The 16,467-nt window shown below is 62.8% G+C and carries 14 protein-coding genes; 12 read left to right on the plus strand and 2 right to left on the minus strand.

The window, feature by feature from the left end; translation table 11 throughout:
- Positions 1-8 precede the first annotated feature (8 nt).
- The 9 genes from iolD to P7C00_RS14145 all read left to right on the plus strand — a co-directional run bounded on the left by iolD (position 9) and on the right by P7C00_RS14145 (position 11,263).
- Complete coding sequence (gene iolD / locus P7C00_RS14105; protein WP_404939559.1) at positions 9-1,946, plus strand: 3D-(3,5/4)-trihydroxycyclohexane-1,2-dione acylhydrolase (decyclizing); 1,938 nt, start codon at positions 9-11, stop codon at positions 1,944-1,946.
- Between the two features lie 34 nt (positions 1,947-1,980).
- Positions 1,981-2,991 carry a Gfo/Idh/MocA family protein gene (locus P7C00_RS14110; protein WP_404939561.1) on the plus strand — a complete coding sequence of 337 codons (1,011 nt, stop codon included), beginning with the start codon at positions 1,981-1,983 and terminating at the stop codon, positions 2,989-2,991.
- Positions 2,992-3,133: 142 nt separating this feature from the next.
- The gene (locus P7C00_RS14115; protein ID WP_404939563.1) at positions 3,134-4,186 is read left to right on the plus strand and encodes a Gfo/Idh/MocA family oxidoreductase; all 1,053 of its coding nucleotides are present in this window, start codon (positions 3,134-3,136) and stop codon (positions 4,184-4,186) included.
- Positions 4,187-4,568: 382 nt separating this feature from the next.
- On the plus strand, positions 4,569-5,495 hold the full coding sequence (locus P7C00_RS14120; protein ID WP_346632637.1) for a sugar ABC transporter substrate-binding protein: 927 nt from the start codon (positions 4,569-4,571) through the stop codon (positions 5,493-5,495).
- Between the two features lie 172 nt (positions 5,496-5,667).
- Entirely contained in the window at positions 5,668-7,233 is a 1,566-nt protein-coding gene (locus P7C00_RS14125) for a sugar ABC transporter ATP-binding protein (protein ID WP_346632638.1), read from the plus strand.
- Positions 7,234-7,302: 69 nt separating this feature from the next.
- Positions 7,303-8,325 carry an ABC transporter permease gene (locus tag P7C00_RS14130; RefSeq protein ID WP_346632639.1) on the plus strand — a complete coding sequence of 341 codons (1,023 nt, stop codon included), beginning with the start codon at positions 7,303-7,305 and terminating at the stop codon, positions 8,323-8,325.
- Positions 8,326-8,733: 408 nt separating this feature from the next.
- Entirely contained in the window at positions 8,734-9,138 is a 405-nt protein-coding gene (locus tag P7C00_RS14135) for a TraR/DksA family transcriptional regulator (RefSeq protein ID WP_123723309.1), read from the plus strand.
- Positions 9,139-9,300: 162 nt separating this feature from the next.
- Positions 9,301-10,926, plus strand: coding sequence for a methyl-accepting chemotaxis protein (locus tag P7C00_RS14140; protein ID WP_346632640.1), 1,626 nt, complete (start codon positions 9,301-9,303; stop codon positions 10,924-10,926).
- A 118-nt stretch (positions 10,927-11,044) separates the two neighbouring features.
- Entirely contained in the window at positions 11,045-11,263 is a 219-nt protein-coding gene (locus tag P7C00_RS14145) for a hypothetical protein (RefSeq protein WP_346632641.1), read from the plus strand.
- Between the two features lie 179 nt (positions 11,264-11,442).
- On the opposite strand, the gene P7C00_RS14150 is transcribed toward P7C00_RS14145, so the two are convergent.
- Complete coding sequence (locus P7C00_RS14150; RefSeq protein ID WP_102864456.1) at positions 11,443-11,673, minus strand: hypothetical protein; 231 nt, start codon at positions 11,671-11,673, stop codon at positions 11,443-11,445.
- Between the two features lie 683 nt (positions 11,674-12,356).
- Here P7C00_RS14150 and P7C00_RS14155 point away from each other — a divergent pair.
- The 3 genes from P7C00_RS14155 to P7C00_RS14165 all read left to right on the plus strand — a co-directional run bounded on the left by P7C00_RS14155 (position 12,357) and on the right by P7C00_RS14165 (position 14,176).
- Positions 12,357-12,827: a hypothetical protein gene (locus P7C00_RS14155; RefSeq protein WP_404939565.1), complete on the plus strand. Its 471-nt coding sequence runs from the start codon at positions 12,357-12,359 to the stop codon at positions 12,825-12,827.
- Positions 12,827-13,030, plus strand: a complete 204-nt coding sequence (locus tag P7C00_RS14160) for a hypothetical protein (RefSeq protein ID WP_404939567.1) — start codon at positions 12,827-12,829, stop codon at positions 13,028-13,030. Before P7C00_RS14155 ends, P7C00_RS14160 begins: the two co-directional genes overlap by 1 nt.
- Positions 13,031-13,165: 135 nt before the next feature.
- Positions 13,166-14,176, plus strand: coding sequence for an ABC transporter substrate-binding protein (locus P7C00_RS14165; RefSeq protein ID WP_346632643.1), 1,011 nt, complete (start codon positions 13,166-13,168; stop codon positions 14,174-14,176).
- A gap of 148 nt (positions 14,177-14,324) precedes the next feature.
- On the opposite strand, the gene P7C00_RS14170 is transcribed toward P7C00_RS14165, so the two are convergent.
- Entirely contained in the window at positions 14,325-16,460 is a 2,136-nt protein-coding gene (locus tag P7C00_RS14170) for a TonB-dependent receptor (RefSeq protein WP_346632644.1), read from the minus strand.
- Positions 16,461-16,467: the final 7 nt, after the last annotated feature.

The following is a 16,467-nucleotide window of genomic DNA, read 5'->3' on the forward strand; positions in this document are numbered from 1 at the left end:
TGCAAACCATGAGTACGACACGCTTGACCATGGCCCAGGCCCTGGTGAAATTCCTCGATAACCAATACGTCGAGGTGGATGGGGTCCAGAGCAAGTTCATCGCCGGGGTCTTCACCATTTTCGGCCACGGCAACGTGCTCGGCCTGGGCCAGGCCCTGGAACAGGACAGTGGCGACCTGGTGGTGCACCAGGGCCGCAACGAGCAGGGCATGGCCCACGCCGCCATCGGTTTCGCCAAGCAGCACCTGCGGCGCAAGATCTACGCCTGCAGCTCTTCGGTGGGCCCCGGCGCGGCCAATATGCTGACCGCGGCGGCCACCGCCACCGCCAACCGGATTCCCTTGCTGTTGCTGCCTGGGGACGTTTACGCCAGCCGCCAGCCGGACCCGGTGCTGCAACAGATCGAACAGTTTCATGACCTGAGCATCAGTACCAACGATGCCTTCAAGGCCGTGAGCAAATATTGGGACCGCATCAACCGCCCAGAGCAACTGATGAGCGCGGCGATCCACGCCATGCGCGTGCTCACCGACCCGGCGGAAACCGGCGCAGTGACCCTGGCCTTGCCCCAGGATGTGCAGGGCGAAGCCTACGATTACCCGGACTACTTCCTCGCCAGGCGCGTGCATCGCATCGACCGCCGTCCGGCCACCGAGGCCATGCTCGGCGATGCCCTGGCGCTGCTCAAGGGCAAGCGCAAACCGCTGATTATCTGTGGCGGCGGGGTCAAGTATTCCGGGGCCAACCGGGCGTTGCAGGTCTTTGCCGAACGCTTTGGCATCCCCTTTGCCGAAACCCAGGCGGGCAAGAGCGCGGTGGTTTCCGAGCACCCATTGAACGTCGGCGGGATCGGCGAGACCGGCTGCCTGGCGGCCAACCTGCTGGCCAAGGACGCCGACCTGATCATTGGCATCGGCACTCGCTACAGCGACTTCACCACCTCGTCGAAGTGGCTGTTCCAGCACCCCGAGGTGGAGTTCCTCAACCTCAATATCAGCCCCTGCGACGGCCTCAAGCTGGATGGCGTGCAGTTGCTGGCCGATGCCCAGCTCGGCTTGCAGGCCCTGAGCGAAGCCTTGGGCCGCAGTGGCTATCGGGCGGCCTGGGACGGGCAGATCAGCGCGGCCAAGGCTCAGTTGGACGCCGAGGTGGACCGGGTCTATCAGGTGCAATACCAGGACCAGGGTTTTGTCCCGGAGATCAACGACCACATGGACCCGGCGGTGCTGCGGGAATTCATCGAGCTGACCGGCTCCTGCCTGACCCAGAGCCGGGTGCTCGGGGTGCTCAACCAGGCCTTGCCCGAGGACGGCATTATCGTCGCCGCCGCCGGCAGCCTGCCCGGCGACCTGCAGCGCAGCTGGCGCAGCAAGGGGGTCAACACCTACCACGTGGAATACGGCTATTCGTGCATGGGTTACGAGGTCAACGCGGCCCTGGGGGTCAAGCTCGCCGAGCCGGATCGCGAGGTGTACGCCCTGGTGGGCGACGGTTCCTACCTGATGCTGCATTCGGAGCTGGTCACCTCGATCCAGGAGCGGCGCAAGATCAACGTGGTGCTGCTGGACAACATGACCTTCGGCTGCATCAACAACCTGCAGATGGGCCACGGCATGGATAGCTTCGGCACCGAGTTCCGCTACCGCAACCCTTCGAGCGGCAAGCTCGACGGCGGCTTTGTGCCGGTGGACTTCGCCATGAGCGCCGCGGCCTACGGCTGTAAGACGTACAAGGTCAGCACTGAGGAACAACTGCTGGCGGCCCTGGCCGATGCCCGCACCCAGACGGTCTCGACCCTGATCGACATCAAGGTCCTGCCCAAGACCATGATCCACAGCTACCTGTCCTGGTGGCGGGTGGGCGTGGCCCAGGTGTCCACCAGCGAACGCACCGATGCGGCGGCCAAGATCCTTAATCAACGCCTGGCCCAGGCCCGGCAGTACTGATTGCTCTGCAACGCACAACAACAGGAGTATCTGCATGTCTTTGAAACTTGGTGTTATCGGTACCGGCGCCATCGGCCAGGATCACATCCGTCGTTGCAGCCAGACCCTGCTGGGCAGCCAGGTGGTGGCGGTCACCGACATCAACCTGGCGTCGGCGGCCAAGGTGGTCAGCGACCTCAAGCTCACGGCCGAGGTCTACCCGGACGGCCACGCGCTGATCAAGGCGGCGGACGTCGAGGCGGTGCTGGTCACCTCCTGGGGTCCGAGCCACGAGGAGTTCGTGCTGGCGGCGATTGCTGCGGGCAAGCCGGTGTTCTGTGAAAAACCCCTGGCGGTGACCGCCGCCGGCTGCCGCCGCATCGTCGACGCCGAAGTGGCCCACGGCAAGCGCCTGGTGCAGGTGGGTTTCATGCGCCCCTACGATTCGGGTTACCAGGCCTTGAAGGCGGTGATCGACAGCGGGCAGATCGGCGAGCCGCTGATGCTGCACTGTGCCCACCGCAACCCGCGGGTGGGTGAGAACTACAAGACCGACATGGCCATCACCGACACCCTGATCCACGAACTGGACGTGCTGCGCTGGTTGCTGGCTGACGACTACGTGTCGGTGCAAGTGGTGTTCCCGCGCAAGACCAGCAAGGCCCACGCTCACTTGCGGGACCCGCAGATCGTGCTGCTGGAAACCGCCCGTGGCACGCGCATTGACGTCGAGGTGTTCGTCAACTGCCAGTACGGCTACGACATCCAGTGCGAAGTGGTGGGGGAGAGCGGCATCGCCAAGCTGCCGGAGCCGTCCCAGGTGCAATTGCGCAGCGAAGCCAAGCTGTCCAACGCCATCCTGATGGATTGGAAGGACCGCTTTATCGCCGCCTATGACGTGGAGTTGCAGGCCTTTATCGACGGCGTGCGCGCCGGCCAGGTGGGCGGACCATCGGCCTGGGACGGCTTTGCCGCCGCCGTGGCGGCCGATGCCTGCATCGAAGCGCAGGGCAGCGGGCAGATCGTCAAGGTCGAGCTGCCAGAGCGCCCGCGCTTCTACGGCTAACCCCACCCTGTAGGAGCCGGCTTGCCGGCGAAAGGGCCTGTGGATGCTGCGCATGTCTTGAGGACGCTTTCGTTGGCAAGCCAGCTCCTACGAGGGCTGGCGTGAGGGAGGCGATGCTGGGGAGTGAATGGATGGAGGGTGTATGCGTATAGGTCTGGTGGGTTACGGCCATGGCGGTCGTCATTTTCATGCGCCGCTGATTGCCAGTCTGGCCGGTGCGCGTTTTGTCGGGGTGGTGACCCGCTCCGCAGAGCGCCGGCGCTTGCTGGCCGATGATCATCCGGGGGTTGCGGCGTTCGACAGCATGGGCCAGTTGGCGGAGGCCGGGGTCGATGCCTTGGTGATTTCCACGCCCCTGGATGGGCGCCCGGCCTTGGTGCTGGAGGCCATTGAACGGGGCATCGCGGTGGTCAGCGACAAACCCTTCGCCGCCGATGCAGCCGAGGCCGAAGGGATGATCCAGGCCGCCGCCGCGCGCCAGGTGCCGCTCAGCGTCTATATGAACCGGCGTTGGGATTCGGACTTTTTGACCTTGCGCAAACTCCTCGACAGTGGCGCGCTGGGTCGGATCACCCGCTACGAGTCGCGGGTCGAGCGCTATGCCCCGCAAGCCGTGGGCAATGCCAGTGGCGGTGGGTTCCTGCGGGACCTGGGTAGCCATCTGGTGGACCAGGCCCTGCAGTTGTTCGGGCCGGTGGCCCGGGTCTATGCCGAGCTGCAGTACACCCCTGAAGAAGCCGTGGTCGACCACGGCTTTTTTGTTTCCCTGACCCACGTCAGCGGCGTGGTTGCACATTTATGGGGCAGTTGCCTGCAGAACAGCCAGGGGCCGCGGTTTCGGGTCAGTGGCAGCGCCGGTTGTTACACGGTTGACGGCCTCGACGGCCAGGAGCAGGCGTTGGTGGCGGGTCGCTCGCCGAAAACCGAGGGCGAACGCTGGGGCGTGGAGGAGCATCGGCGCTGGGGCTGGTTCGAACAAGGGGATGAGCGCGAGCGCGTAACCTCGGAGCGAGGTGCCTGGCAGCAGTTCTATCAGCAGCTGCAACAGGCCCTGGAAGGCCAGGGCGCGCTGCCTGTCACGGCCGCCGACGCGTTGGCCACCACCCAGGTGCTAGACGCCGCGCGCTTGAGTGCGCAGCAGTCTCGGGTGGTATCGATGACGACGTTTTCCGAGGGAAAAACAGATTTAGAATAAAATTCTAAAATGAGTTGATATAGAAATTATTTTCCAATAAAGTCATTTCCAGGTTGCCGACTAGCTAGGTTCCGAACCCCTCAAGCACGCCTTGAGACCGGTGCGGGCCGACTAACAAAAACAAACAGGTACCGTCGATGAAAACCTTCAAATCTGTTGTACAGGCTGTACGTTCATTGTTTCGCCATCCTCACGCGCCAGCCGCCGTCCTGCCTCGGGCCAGCCGTTCTGCCGTCCTCCTGACTTGCCTCGGCTTTCTGTGCGAAGAGCGCAACGGTTCACTGGTGTGCTGCGTACCCGGTGCCCCGATCGTGCATCTGCCGCTCTGAGTTTTTCTGCGCTTTATCCATAAAACCTACAAGAATGTGGAGAAAGACCTGTTATGAACACCAAGATCCGTTTTGCCTCTCTTGCGCTGTCGATGCTGCTGGCCAGTGGCGCCGCGCTCGCCGACATCAAGATCGGCGTGAGCATGTCGCAGTTCGATGACACCTGGCTGACCTATCTGCGCGAGTCGATGGATCAGAAAGCCAAGTCCCTGCCCGATGGCGTCAAGCTGCAGTTCGAAGACGCCCGCAGCGATGTGGTCAAGCAATTGAGCCAGGTCGAGAACTTCATCAGCCAGAAAGTCGACGCGATCGTGGTCAATCCGGTGGACACCGCCGCCACCAAGAAAATTACCGAGGCTGCGGTGAAGGCCGGTATTCCCCTGGTGTACGTCAACCGCCGCCCGGATGACCTGAACCTGCCCAAGGGCGTGGTCACCGTGGCCTCCAATGACCTGGAAGCCGGGAAAATGCAGATGCAGTACCTGGCCGACAAGATGGGCGGCAAGGGTGACATCGTGATCCTGCTGGGCGACCTGGCGAACAACTCCACCACCAACCGCACCAAGGGGGTCAAGGAGGTGCTGGCCCAGTACCCGGGGATCAAGGTCGACCAGGAACAGACCGGGGTCTGGCTGCGGGACAAGGGCATGACCCTGGTCAACGACTGGCTGACCCAGGGCCGCAAGTTCGACGCAGTGGTGTCCAACAACGATGAAATGGCCATTGGTGCCGCCATGGCGCTGAAGCAGGCCGGGGTCGAGAAGGGCAGTGTGCTGATCGCCGGTGTCGACGGCACCCCGGATGGCTTGCGCGCGGTGAAGAAGGGCGAGTTGGCGCTCTCGGTGTTCCAGGATGCCAAGGGCCAGGCGGACGGTTCCATCGATACCGCGGTGAAGATGATCAAGCATGAGCCGGTGGAGCCGGCGGTGTGGGTTCCGTATCGGCTGATCACCCCGGACAACGTCGACCAGTTCAAGTAACGGCTCAGCTTCCAGAGCAGTTCCAGAAGAACCTGTTCTCGATCTAGCGAGCGCCGCTCAGGCAAGCCATGTTTAACGCCGCATGAGCTAAGCGCAGCAGATCGTGAACAGGCGCTAACAATAATAAGTGGCAAGGTGGCCTCGGGCAGCCTTGCCAATGGAGTACCTGATCATGTTCTCTCGCGCGACTGCCTCGAGCACCCCGCTGGCGGGTATCCAGCCTGCCGCCCCATCGATTGAAGAGCCCTATCTGCTGGAAGTCATCAACGTCAGCAAGGGCTTTCCCGGTGTGGTCGCCTTGGCCGATGTGCAACTGCGGGTACGCCCGGGAACGGTGCTGGCGCTGATGGGCGAGAACGGCGCCGGCAAGTCGACCCTGATGAAAATCATCGCCGGCATCTACCAGCCGGACGCCGGCGAGCTGCGCCTCAAGGGCCGGCCGGTGGTGTTCGAAACGCCCCTGCAGGCCCTGCAATCGGGCATCGCCATGATCCATCAGGAACTCAACCTGATGCCGCACATGAGCATTGCCGAGAACATCTGGATCGGCCGTGAGCAACTCAATGGCCTGCGCATGATCGATCACCGCGCTATGCACCGCTGCACCGCGCAGTTGCTGGAACGCCTGCGCATCAACCTCGATCCCGAGGAGCAGGTGGGCAACCTGAGCATCGCCGAGCGGCAGATGGTGGAGATCGCCAAGGCGGTGTCCTACGACTCCGACGTACTGATCATGGACGAACCGACCTCGGCCATTACCGACAAGGAGGTGGCGCACCTGTTCTCGATCATTGCCGACCTCAAGGCCCAGGGTAAGGGCATCATCTATATCACCCACAAAATGAACGAAGTGTTCGCCATCGCCGATGAAGTGGCGGTGTTCCGCGACGGTGCCTACATCGGCCTGCAACGGGCCGACAGCCTGGACGGCGACAGCCTGATCTCGATGATGGTGGGGCGTGAGCTGAGCCAGCTGTTTCCCCAGCGCGAGAACCCGGTCGGCGACCTGCTGCTCAGGGTCCGCGACCTGCGCCTGGACGGGGTGTTCGACAGAGTGTCGTTCGACCTGCATGCCGGGGAGATCCTCGGCATCGCCGGGCTGATGGGCTCGGGGCGGACCAATGTCGCCGAAGCCCTGTTCGGCATCACCCCCAGCGACGGTGGCGAGATGGTCCTCGACGGCCAGCCCCTGCGCATCAGCGACCCGCATCAGGCGATCGAGAAGGGCTTTGCCCTGCTGACCGAGGATCGCAAGCTCAGCGGGCTGTTTCCGTGTCTGTCGGTCCTGGAAAACATGGAAGTGGCGGTGCTGCCGCATTACGCCGGCGGCGGTTTTGTCCAGCAGAAGGCTTTGCGTGCCCTGTGCGAGGACATGTGCAAGAAGCTGCGGGTCAAGACTCCGTCCCTGGAGCAATGCATCGACACCTTGTCCGGGGGCAATCAGCAGAAGGCCCTGTTGGCGCGCTGGCTGATGACCAATCCGCGAATCCTGATTCTCGATGAGCCGACCCGGGGCATCGACGTCGGTGCCAAGGCCGAGATCTACCGCTTGATCTCCTTCCTCGCCAGCGAAGGCATGGCGGTGATCATGATTTCCTCGGAGCTGCCCGAGGTGCTGGGCATGAGCGACCGGGTCATGGTCATGCACGAAGGTGAGCTGATGGGCACCCTCGACCGCAGCGAGGCGACCCAGGAACGGGTGATGCAATTGGCATCAGGGATGTCGCTGGTGCACTGATTTTTCAATCGATGGCGGCCGGCGGCGCGTTGATTCGCCGCGGCCAGGCACTAACTAAGGTGAGTGGTTATGAACGTGATGTCTGAAAACAAACCGGCCGCGGCGCCCGCTAGAACGCGCCGGCGCTTTCCCACTGAACTGAGTATTTTTCTGGTCCTGATCGGCATCGGTCTGGTCTTCGAACTGTTCGGCTGGATCGTGCGTGACCAGAGCTTCCTGATGAACTCCCAACGCCTGGTGCTGATGATCCTGCAGGTGTCGATCATCGGCCTGCTGGCCATTGGCGTGACCCAGGTGATCATCACCACGGGCATTGACCTGTCCTCGGGCTCGGTGCTGGCACTGTCGGCGATGATTGCCGCCAGCCTGGCCCAGACCTCGGACTTTTCCCGGGCGGTGTTTCCGTCCCTGACCGATTTGCCGGTGTGGATACCGGTGGTGGCCGGGCTGGGGGTGGGCCTGCTGGCGGGGGCGATCAACGGCAGCATCATCGCCATTACTGGCATTCCGCCCTTTATCGCCACCCTGGGCATGATGGTTTCGGCCCGCGGTCTGGCCCGCTACTACACCGAAGGCCAGCCGGTGAGCATGCTCTCGGATTCCTACACCGCCATCGGTCACGGGGCGATGCCGGTGATCATCTTCCTGGTGGTGGCGGTGATCTTCCACATCGCCCTGCGCTACACCAAGTACGGCAAATACACTTACGCCATCGGCGGCAACATGCAGGCGGCGCGCACCTCGGGGATCAACGTCAAGCGCCATCTGGTGATCGTCTACAGCATCGCCGGGCTGCTAGCGGGGCTGGCCGGGGTGGTGGCCTCGGCGCGGGCCGCCACCGGACAGGCGGGAATGGGCATGTCCTATGAACTGGATGCGATTGCCGCAGCCGTGATCGGTGGCACCAGTCTGGCCGGTGGCGTGGGGCGCATCACCGGCACGGTGATCGGTGCGCTGATTCTTGGTGTCATGGCCAGCGGCTTCACCTTTGTCGGGGTGGATGCCTACATCCAGGACATCATCAAGGGCCTGATCATTGTGGTGGCGGTGGTCATCGACCAGTACCGCAACAAGCGCAAGCTCAAACGCTGATGCGCCTGGCTGTTGCAGGCGCTGGCTTGTCGGCGCAGGGGTCCACAAGATGGTTATTCGCCGGCAAACCGGCTTCTACGGGGGGTGAGAAATGGGGGTAAAAGGCTCGAATCCGCCGTCCGGTACTGCCGTTTGTCTTCTAACAGACCTGCTCGTATGGAATTTTTTGTTATAAAAGCACTCTGACAAGCGCCACCAAAGCCCGCAATTGCGGGCTTTGTGCGGTTTGTCGGACAGATTCGCTGTCATTTCAGTTGCTGCGCCCTCAAACCGGCCTTAGACTGCCGCCCCTCGTAAATTGAGTGCCGGGTGGCGCTTGGAAGGTATGGCGCCTTTCTGATGACCTGACGGGTCAACCGGAAACAGTTTGAATTCGCCTTAATGCACGTATTTTTTATAGAGAAATCAATGACCAAGGATAAGTTGCTGGCCATGCCGGCGGATGACTACATGAATGCCGAGCAGCACGCTTTTTTCAGCGACCTGTTGCAAGCCATGAAGGTGGAAACCCACGAGCGCATCGAGCAGAACCGGATCGCCATTGAAAGCCTGGACACCCCGGCTGACCCGGCCGACGCCGCTTCCGTCGAAGAAGAGCGCACCTGGTTGGTCAACGCCATTGATCGCGACCAGCGCATGCTGCCGCAACTGGAGCAGGCCCTGGGCCGGATCAGTGACGACAGCTTCGGCTGGTGCGACGACAGCGGCGAGCCGATCGGCCTCAAGCGCCTGCTGATCAGCCCGACCACCAAGTACTGCATCGAAGCCCAAGAGCGCCACGAGCAGATCGACAAGCATCAGCGTCAAGCCTGATCGCCAGCCCCCGCCACAGCGGGGGCTTTGTTTTTCCGGGTACGGCTCCATACCCGCTCATTCCCTTGATCTACTGCAAACCCCCGACTAAGGGACCATGGATAATGGCCTTCTAGTGGCGTCTAATGCCGAAAATAATTAGAACGATGTGGGGTGCTAAACATGTCAAGAGATGGATCTCTAGCGGTGCCGCTCGCGCAACCGCTGGCAACAACACCCGCCGCTGCCCGTTGGTGGGCGCCGACTTTGCAGAGCGCGGCCTTGATGGGCTTGCTGGGCGGCCAGGCACTGGGTGACTGGCCGCTGTACCTGTGCCTGCCCCTGGCGGTGCTGGTGGTCTGGCTGCCCCGGCTGAGAGGCCGCAAAGTGCCCTTGGCGCCGGCAACAACGGCCGACAGTGAACTGTCGACGCTGACCCGCGACCTCTCCTACAGCACCACCCATAACGCCCTGTCCGCTGCTGGCGTGGCCTATTCGGTGACGCAACTGGCGGGCAAGCTGCAATCCCAGCTGGATGCCGCGGCGCGCATCGTCGGCAACGCCGAAGTGATGATCAAGACCGAACAGGCCACCTCGCAACTCAGCCGGCAAGCCCTGGAGGCCGCCAGTGAAGCCCACGCCAGCAGCGCCGAAGGGCGCACGGTGCTGGGGGAGTCCATCAGTCGCATGCACTCCCTGAGCGAACGGGCCAGTGGCAGCCGCGAGCTGATCGAGGCCCTGAGCCAGCGCAGTGAAGAGATCCAGCGGGTGACCCTGGTGATCCAGTCCATTGCCAGTCAGACCAACCTGCTGGCCCTGAATGCGGCTATCGAAGCAGCCCGGGCCGGGGAACACGGGCGGGGTTTTGCCGTGGTCGCCGACGAAGTGCGCGGGCTGGCCGGACGCACGGCCACGGCCACCGATGAGGTCGGGGTGATGGTGGCCGATATCCAGCAACGTACCAGCGATGTGGTGGAGCAGATCCGCCAGCTGTCCGACGACCTGAACCTGGGGGTGGAACAGGTGGAACACACCGGCCGGCACCTGGACAACATCGCCCGGCTGGCAGCGGGGGTAGAAGGCCAGGTCAGCGAGATTGCCCGGGGCGCCGAGACCAACCGCGAACAGTTGGACAGCCTGTTCCATGCCGTGGAGCAGATGCGCAGCGATCTGGCGGTCAGCGATCAGCAGACCCGCAGCCTGGCCCAGGCCGCGGTGCAGATGGAAGGGCAGGCGGAAACCATCAGCGAACGTCTGGCGGCTGTGGGACTGGATGACTACCACCAGCGTATCTATGACCTGGCCCGTGAAGGCGCCCGGCGTATCGCCGAGCAGTTCGAGACCGATCTGGCGCAGAACCGCATCAGCCTCGACGACCTGTTCGACCGCCATTACCAGTTAATCGCCAACACCGATCCGGCCAGGTACCAGACCCGTTTCGACCGCTACACCGACCAGGTACTGCCGCCGATCCAGGAATCCCTGCTGCCGCGCCATGACGGCCTGGTGTTCGCCATCGCCTGTACCCAGGAAGGTTATGTACCGACCCACAACCAGGCCTTCTCCCAACCGCTGACCGGCGATCCCGTGGTGGACAACCTGCATAACCGCAGCAAGCGCAAGTTCGCCGATCGCACCGGCATTCGTTGTGGCAGTCACCAGCAACCGTTGTTGCTGCAAACCTATACCCGGGATACCGGCGAACTGATGCATGACTTGTCGGTGCCGATCTGGGTCCAGGGGCGGCATTGGGGTGGGCTGCGCCTGGGCTACAAGCCCGAGCAGGCGCCGCCCCAGCGCAAGGGCTGAGAGAACATTGTTACCAGGGGCGTAACACTGCTGTGCAGAATCTGACTGTTCCAGGCGCCGGGAACTGACTAGTATTCCCTATATTGTTAGGGAGCTAACTAATTCCCGGAGGTTCTCCATGCACAGCAAGGTTGATGTAGCAGTGATGATCGGCAGCGGTGTTCCCCCCATGCTGCGGGATCTGGGACGCAAGGCGTGCTGGGTGGTGCTGGTCAATGGCGAACAACGTGGCACTGCCTTTGCCAGCCGCGTCGAGGCCGAGGAGTGCCGGCAGGCCTGGCAGACGCAATTGGCGCAGTGCCGGTCCGGGCGCCATGCGCTCCAGCATTCGGCTTGATGCCTGGGTGGCGGGTAGCGTCTTGAACGGCAGGGGCGGATGTAGGGATTCAGGTTGTTGCAGGCAGGGCCCGAAGGCGAGTCGGTGGTTTTAAGTTAATCATCATGATGCTCTTAAACGGATCTCGCCTGGGTCACGGTGGCGCCGCTGGGTCCCTGGGCGGCGCGCTGGGGCGGGTATCAGGCGTTCAGGGCGCCCTGGTCGATGGCCAGCTTGAGGGCCTTGGCGGATTCCCTGGCCGCCGCTGCAGCTTCTTCTGAGGTCTTGAACCAGCGGTCGCGTTCTACCTGGTGGAAGGTGATCTGGGTCAGTGGGGGTTTGGCGCGCATGGCAATCACGGCCTGGAATTCGCCTTCGACTTCTCTGCACTCGCCACGAATGAAAAACTCGCCAATATCTAGTTCGGTCACTTCTAGCCTTCCCTTGGAGATGAGTGAGTGCTTGAACACCGCGTGCTGCGGTCATTCAACCAGTGGCGGAGTATGGCAGTTGTTAGGTGGTGACGGGCTGAGTTATGTCACCTTGCTCTAGGTAAAGATTATTCTGAGGTTCTAAGCTGAAACTTCCTATGCGCAAATCCTTATGCAGAACTCCGGCAATTCAGCCCACTGCATCAGAGTATTACTGGCTAGAATGTCCGGCCGTCGAGCACAGACTCCCGGCAACATTACCGGCTGATGTCCAACAGCGGTCTTTGTATGACTAGTCGCCCGACTAGTGCTCGGTTGCTTTAAATAGTCGAAATGCACAAAGTTGCTCTAGAATTACCTCTGCAACCCGAAGTGGCTGCCGATCTGGGGAATCATGATCAGGGTGTATCCGGCCAGCAGGCCGGTTTCAGTACCCACTCCAGTTAACGCGCCGCCACGCTTTGCGGGATGTCAGAGCCAACTCCTACAGCCTTCGACATGAGCCTGATGCATCGGCGAAATGCCCGTTGCTCAGCGCCGGCGTCAGCGTCGTGGCCAGGAGTGCCGGGTTCACTTGTGGGTTTTTTGGGTCACTGATTGGGTTGACTACGCCGTCATGGCGATTTTTTTGTGCTGTCCGTTTTTCCTCGGACGGCACCATTTTGAGTATCGGGGAGTGTTCCTTGGCAGTAAGTAATCTTGAAATGCATGCGTTGTTCGTTTTGGGTGATTTGCGCGCAAAGCTGGTCAAGCAGTTCCAATCTCGTTTTGTCTACATCACCGAACAGTCCGCCGAAGGCATCTACATCGCCGAGATCGATACCGAGTCCGCGTTGGTGGTGGACGACAAGCCTCGGCTGGAACTCAAGGTGGGCGATCATTTTCGCGCCGCCGTGCTGCCCAGCCGTGAAGGCGGCAAGCTGGAGATCCGCTTTCGCGAGATCAAGCTGACGGTCTATGGCTTGGGCGACTATGCCTTTGTCAGCAGCTCCCAGGGGCAGGGGATAGTGTTCAGGGAAGGTCACTCGGTGGTGATGGTCTTCGCCGCCAACGAGCAATTGCAGGAAGGCTTGAGCAAGACCCTCAAGGCGGTCAGCGCCAAGGCTGCCAAATTCCGCAAGGGCGAACTGGTGAGCTTCAAGGCCAGCGAGTGATGAGCCAGAGCCGCGCCGAGTTTCACCAGCAGCACCAGCAGGCCGCGTGTGACGAAGCTCAACGCCTGTTCGCCGAGAAGGCGCGCTTGCAGGGCGCCTGGCTGAACTGGGTCGCTGGCCAGTTGTATCACCTGCGCCCGGCGGCTTACGCCAGCATGGTGCGCCGCGAGTTGCAGCGGCTGCAGGAGCCGGCGGCCCCTTGAGGGGCGATCCGGGCCTGGCCCTCGGTTGAAAAAACGGAACCTCTACTACAGTCAGTTGACTGAATGCTTCAGGGGCCTGGCGTCTTTGCGCTGCGCGTCCCTATTGCCCTGGTTCCGACCCGAGAGGTGCACCCCATGAAAGGATTTCGAGCGCTGCTGGCCAGCAGCCTGTTGGCCCTTGCCGCCTTGAACGCGCCACCGTTGGCAGCGGCCCCCGCGCCGATTCACTTCGCCGACCTGAATTGGGAAAGCGGCAGCCTGATTACCGAGATCCTGCGGATCGTGGTCGAGAAGGGATACGGCCTGCCCACTGATACGCTGCCCGGCACCACCATCACCCTGGAAACCGCCCTGGCCAACAACGATATCCAGGTGATTGGCGAAGAATGGGCGGGTCGCAGCCCGGTGTGGGTCAAGGCCGAGGCCGAAGGCAAGGTGCTGGCCCTGGGGGACACGGTCAAGGGCGCCACCGAAGGTTGGTGGGTGCCGGAGTATGTGATCAAGGGCGACCCCGCCAAGGGCATCGTGGCCCTCGCGCCGGAGTTGCGCAGCGTCACCGACCTGGTGCGCTACAAAGATGTGTTCAAGGACCCGGAGAGTCCGAACAAGGGGCGCTTTCTCAACAGTCCGATTGGCTGGACCTCGGAGATCGTCAACCAGCAGAAGCTCAAGGCCTATGGCCTGGAGGACAGCTACGTGAACTTTCGCAGTGGCTCCGGCGCAGCCCTGGATGCTGAGATCAGTTCGTCGATCCGTCGGGGCAAGCCGATCCTGTTCTACTACTGGTCACCGACGCCGCTGCTGGGGCGCTTCAAACTGGTCCAGTTGCAAGAGCCGCCCTTTGATGCCGAGGCCTGGAAGACCCTGACCGACGCCGACAACCCCAACCCGCGTCCGACCCGTTCCCTGGCCTCGAAACTGTCCATCGGCGTGTCTGCGCCATTCCACAAACAGTACCCGCAGTTGGTGAACTTCTTTAGCCAGGTGGACCTGCCCATCGAGCCCCTCAACCAGGCCCTGGCGCAGATGAGCGAAAACCACAGCGCCCCCCGTGACGCGGCCCGGGCCTTCCTCAAGCAGCATCCTGACCTCTGGCGCAACTGGGTGCCCCAGGACATCGCCGCCAAAGTCGCCGCCGCCCTGTAGTAGGAGCCGGCTTGCCGGCGAAAGGGCCCGCAAGCCTTGCACCGTCCATGGCGACGCCTTCGCTGGCAAGCCAGCGCCTACGGCCGCCCTGACACCGCACGATATTCCCGTAGGAGCCGGCTTGCCGGCGAAGAGGCCCTCAAGCCGGTCAGAAACGGGTCTGCACCGCCAGTTCGAAGGTGCGTGGGGTGCCCAGGTAGTAAGCCGGGGAGACATGGGCGAACCTGCCGTAGACCTCGTTGGTCAGGTTGCGCACCCGGCCGGTGAGGGTGGTGTGGCTGTCGACCTGGTAGCGCAGAAAGCTGCCGTACAGGGTGTAGGCCGGTAGGGTCTGGGTGTTGGCGTTGTCGGCGTACACCGAGGCCACGTAGCGGGCATCGACGCCGGTCTGCCAGCTTGGGGCCAGGTCATAGGTCAGCCACAGGTTGGCCACCCGCTCGGGGACGTTGGTCGGGGTGTTGCCCTTGCGTGAGACCACGGCGCCGCTGGCGATCTTCTCGTTGAATTCGTCATATTCGGCGTCCACCCAGGCGAAGTTGGCCTCTGCCAGCAGCTTGGGGGTGACCCGCAGGGAACTGGCCAGTTCGATGCCCTTGGAGGTCTGCTGGCCCACGGGAATGCTGTTGGTCGGGTCCTGGGGATCGGTGACGGCAAAGTCCTTGCGTTCGATGCGGTAGGCCGCCAGGGTCGCCGAGCCGCGCCCGTCCAGGTAGTCGAACTTGCTGCCCACTTCCCATTGCTTGCCGGTGGACACGTCGAAGTTCTGGGTGCCGCTGGGCTGTTCGGCGGCCGTGCTGTATTGCACGTAGACGTTGGCGCTGGGCAGGAACTGCCAGGTCAGCCCCAGGCGCCCGGTGACCGGTTCCCAGCTGCGCTTGAGATGTCGCGGGTTGCTGGCGGTGATCACTCGGTGGTTGGTCACGTCCAGGTCGATGGCGTCATAGCGCAGGCCGCTGAGCAGGGACAGCTCGTCGGTCAGGGCCAGGCGATTTTCGATGAACAAGGCACGGGTGGTGACCTGGTTGGTCTTGTCCTTGACCCAGCTCTGACGGGTGCCCTTCAGGTCATAGAAGTACCCCGGCTGGAAATGGCCGGGGTCCACGCTGTTGTTGGCCGACACGTTCCACGGTGAGCTGGTAGTGCTGTTGACCTTGTATTCGAACCCTCCGGACCAGGTGGTGTCGAGGCCGAACAGTTGATCGTCATGACGCAGCTCGAACTGGTTGCCGTCCTGCTGGCCCTGGTGCCGCACCAGATAGGCGGTGGAGCGGTTCACCCGGCTGTTGTCGGCGTTGTACTGGTAGGTCTCCAGGTTGCGGTAGTCGCGCTGGCTGTCCAGGTGATAGAGGGTGTTGCGCAGGCTGGTGCTGGGGTTGATCCGGTAGTCGATGATCGAGCGCAGCCAAACCGTGCGCTGCTCATACAGGCCGTCGGCGACGTTGTAGTTGTTGAAGCGGTTGTGTTTGTCGATCTTCAGCTCGCCGGCCTTGGGATTGAGTACCGGGGTGCCCCAGTAGGGGCTGTCTTCGTGCTCGTCCTGATACTCCACGGCCAGGGTGTGGGACAGGTCCGGGGTCAGGTCGCTGAGCAGGGAGAACGCCAGGCTCCAGGCATCGCGCTGCTGGCGGTCGATGTAGCCGTTGCTGGTGTTGTGGCTGACATCCAAACGTGCGTAATGCTGCACCTCGGCCCCCGCCGGGCTCAGGGCGTGATTGACCCCGAAGGCGGTTTGCGTGGTGTCGTAGCTGCCGTAGCTGAGCAGGCCCTCGGCCGCCTGTTCGCGGCGGTCCGCCAGTTTGGTCACGTAGTTCAGCGAGCCGCCGACGGAGCCGGCGCCATTGATCAGCGACGAGGGGCCGCCCACCAGTTCCACCCGGTCATAGATCCAGGCGTCCACCGGCCGCGCCAGGCCGGTGGCGACGTTGATGCCGTTGAACATCTGGGTGATCTGGCTGCTGGTGAAGCCGCGGTAGGAGATGAAACCGCCGAATCCCGGCGGTGCGCTGGCGTTGACCCCGGGCAGGGCATTGGCGGCGTCCTGGAAGGTCTGGGCACCACGTCGCTCGATGTCCTGGCGGCTGGCTATCGCCACCGAGGCCGGGGTCTCCCGCAGGCTCAGGCCCAGCCGCGAGGCCATGCCGCTCGACTGCTCCAGGGACAGGCCGGGCTCCGCGTCCGTCTCTTCGGCATTGACGGTGGCCGGGGCCAGCTCGAGGCCGGATTTGCCCCAGGCGTTGACGGACAGGCAGGCCAGCAGGCTCGCCAGTAAAGGAAGGTGTTTCATGGGTGCA

The organism is Pseudomonas sp. JDS08PS003 (assembly GCF_045013505.1).
In the GTDB taxonomy this organism is placed as follows: Bacteria; Pseudomonadota; Gammaproteobacteria; order Pseudomonadales; family Pseudomonadaceae; genus Aquipseudomonas; species Aquipseudomonas protegens_B.

Excerpts from the sequence above, each read along its gene's own strand:
- P7C00_RS14120 (WP_346632637.1), top strand. The coding sequence starts at position 4,569 with ATGAACACCAAGATCCGTTTTGCCTCTCTTGCGCTGTCGATGCTGCTG.
- P7C00_RS14135 (WP_123723309.1), top strand. The coding sequence starts at position 8,734 with ATGACCAAGGATAAGTTGCTGGCCATGCCGGCGGATGACTACATGAAT.
- P7C00_RS14170 (WP_346632644.1), bottom strand. The coding sequence starts at position 16,460 with ATGAAACACCTTCCTTTACTGGCGAGCCTGCTGGCCTGCCTGTCCGTC.
- iolD (WP_404939559.1), top strand. The coding sequence starts at position 9 with ATGAGTACGACACGCTTGACCATGGCCCAGGCCCTGGTGAAATTCCTC.
- P7C00_RS14125 (WP_346632638.1), top strand. The coding sequence starts at position 5,668 with ATGTTCTCTCGCGCGACTGCCTCGAGCACCCCGCTGGCGGGTATCCAG.
- P7C00_RS14165 (WP_346632643.1), top strand. The coding sequence starts at position 13,166 with ATGAAAGGATTTCGAGCGCTGCTGGCCAGCAGCCTGTTGGCCCTTGCC.
- P7C00_RS14110 (WP_404939561.1), top strand. The coding sequence starts at position 1,981 with ATGTCTTTGAAACTTGGTGTTATCGGTACCGGCGCCATCGGCCAGGAT.
- P7C00_RS14145 (WP_346632641.1), top strand. The coding sequence starts at position 11,045 with ATGCACAGCAAGGTTGATGTAGCAGTGATGATCGGCAGCGGTGTTCCC.
- P7C00_RS14115 (WP_404939563.1), top strand. The coding sequence starts at position 3,134 with ATGCGTATAGGTCTGGTGGGTTACGGCCATGGCGGTCGTCATTTTCAT.
- P7C00_RS14140 (WP_346632640.1), top strand. The coding sequence starts at position 9,301 with ATGTCAAGAGATGGATCTCTAGCGGTGCCGCTCGCGCAACCGCTGGCA.
- P7C00_RS14130 (WP_346632639.1), top strand. The coding sequence starts at position 7,303 with ATGAACGTGATGTCTGAAAACAAACCGGCCGCGGCGCCCGCTAGAACG.
- P7C00_RS14160 (WP_404939567.1), top strand. The coding sequence starts at position 12,827 with ATGAGCCAGAGCCGCGCCGAGTTTCACCAGCAGCACCAGCAGGCCGCG.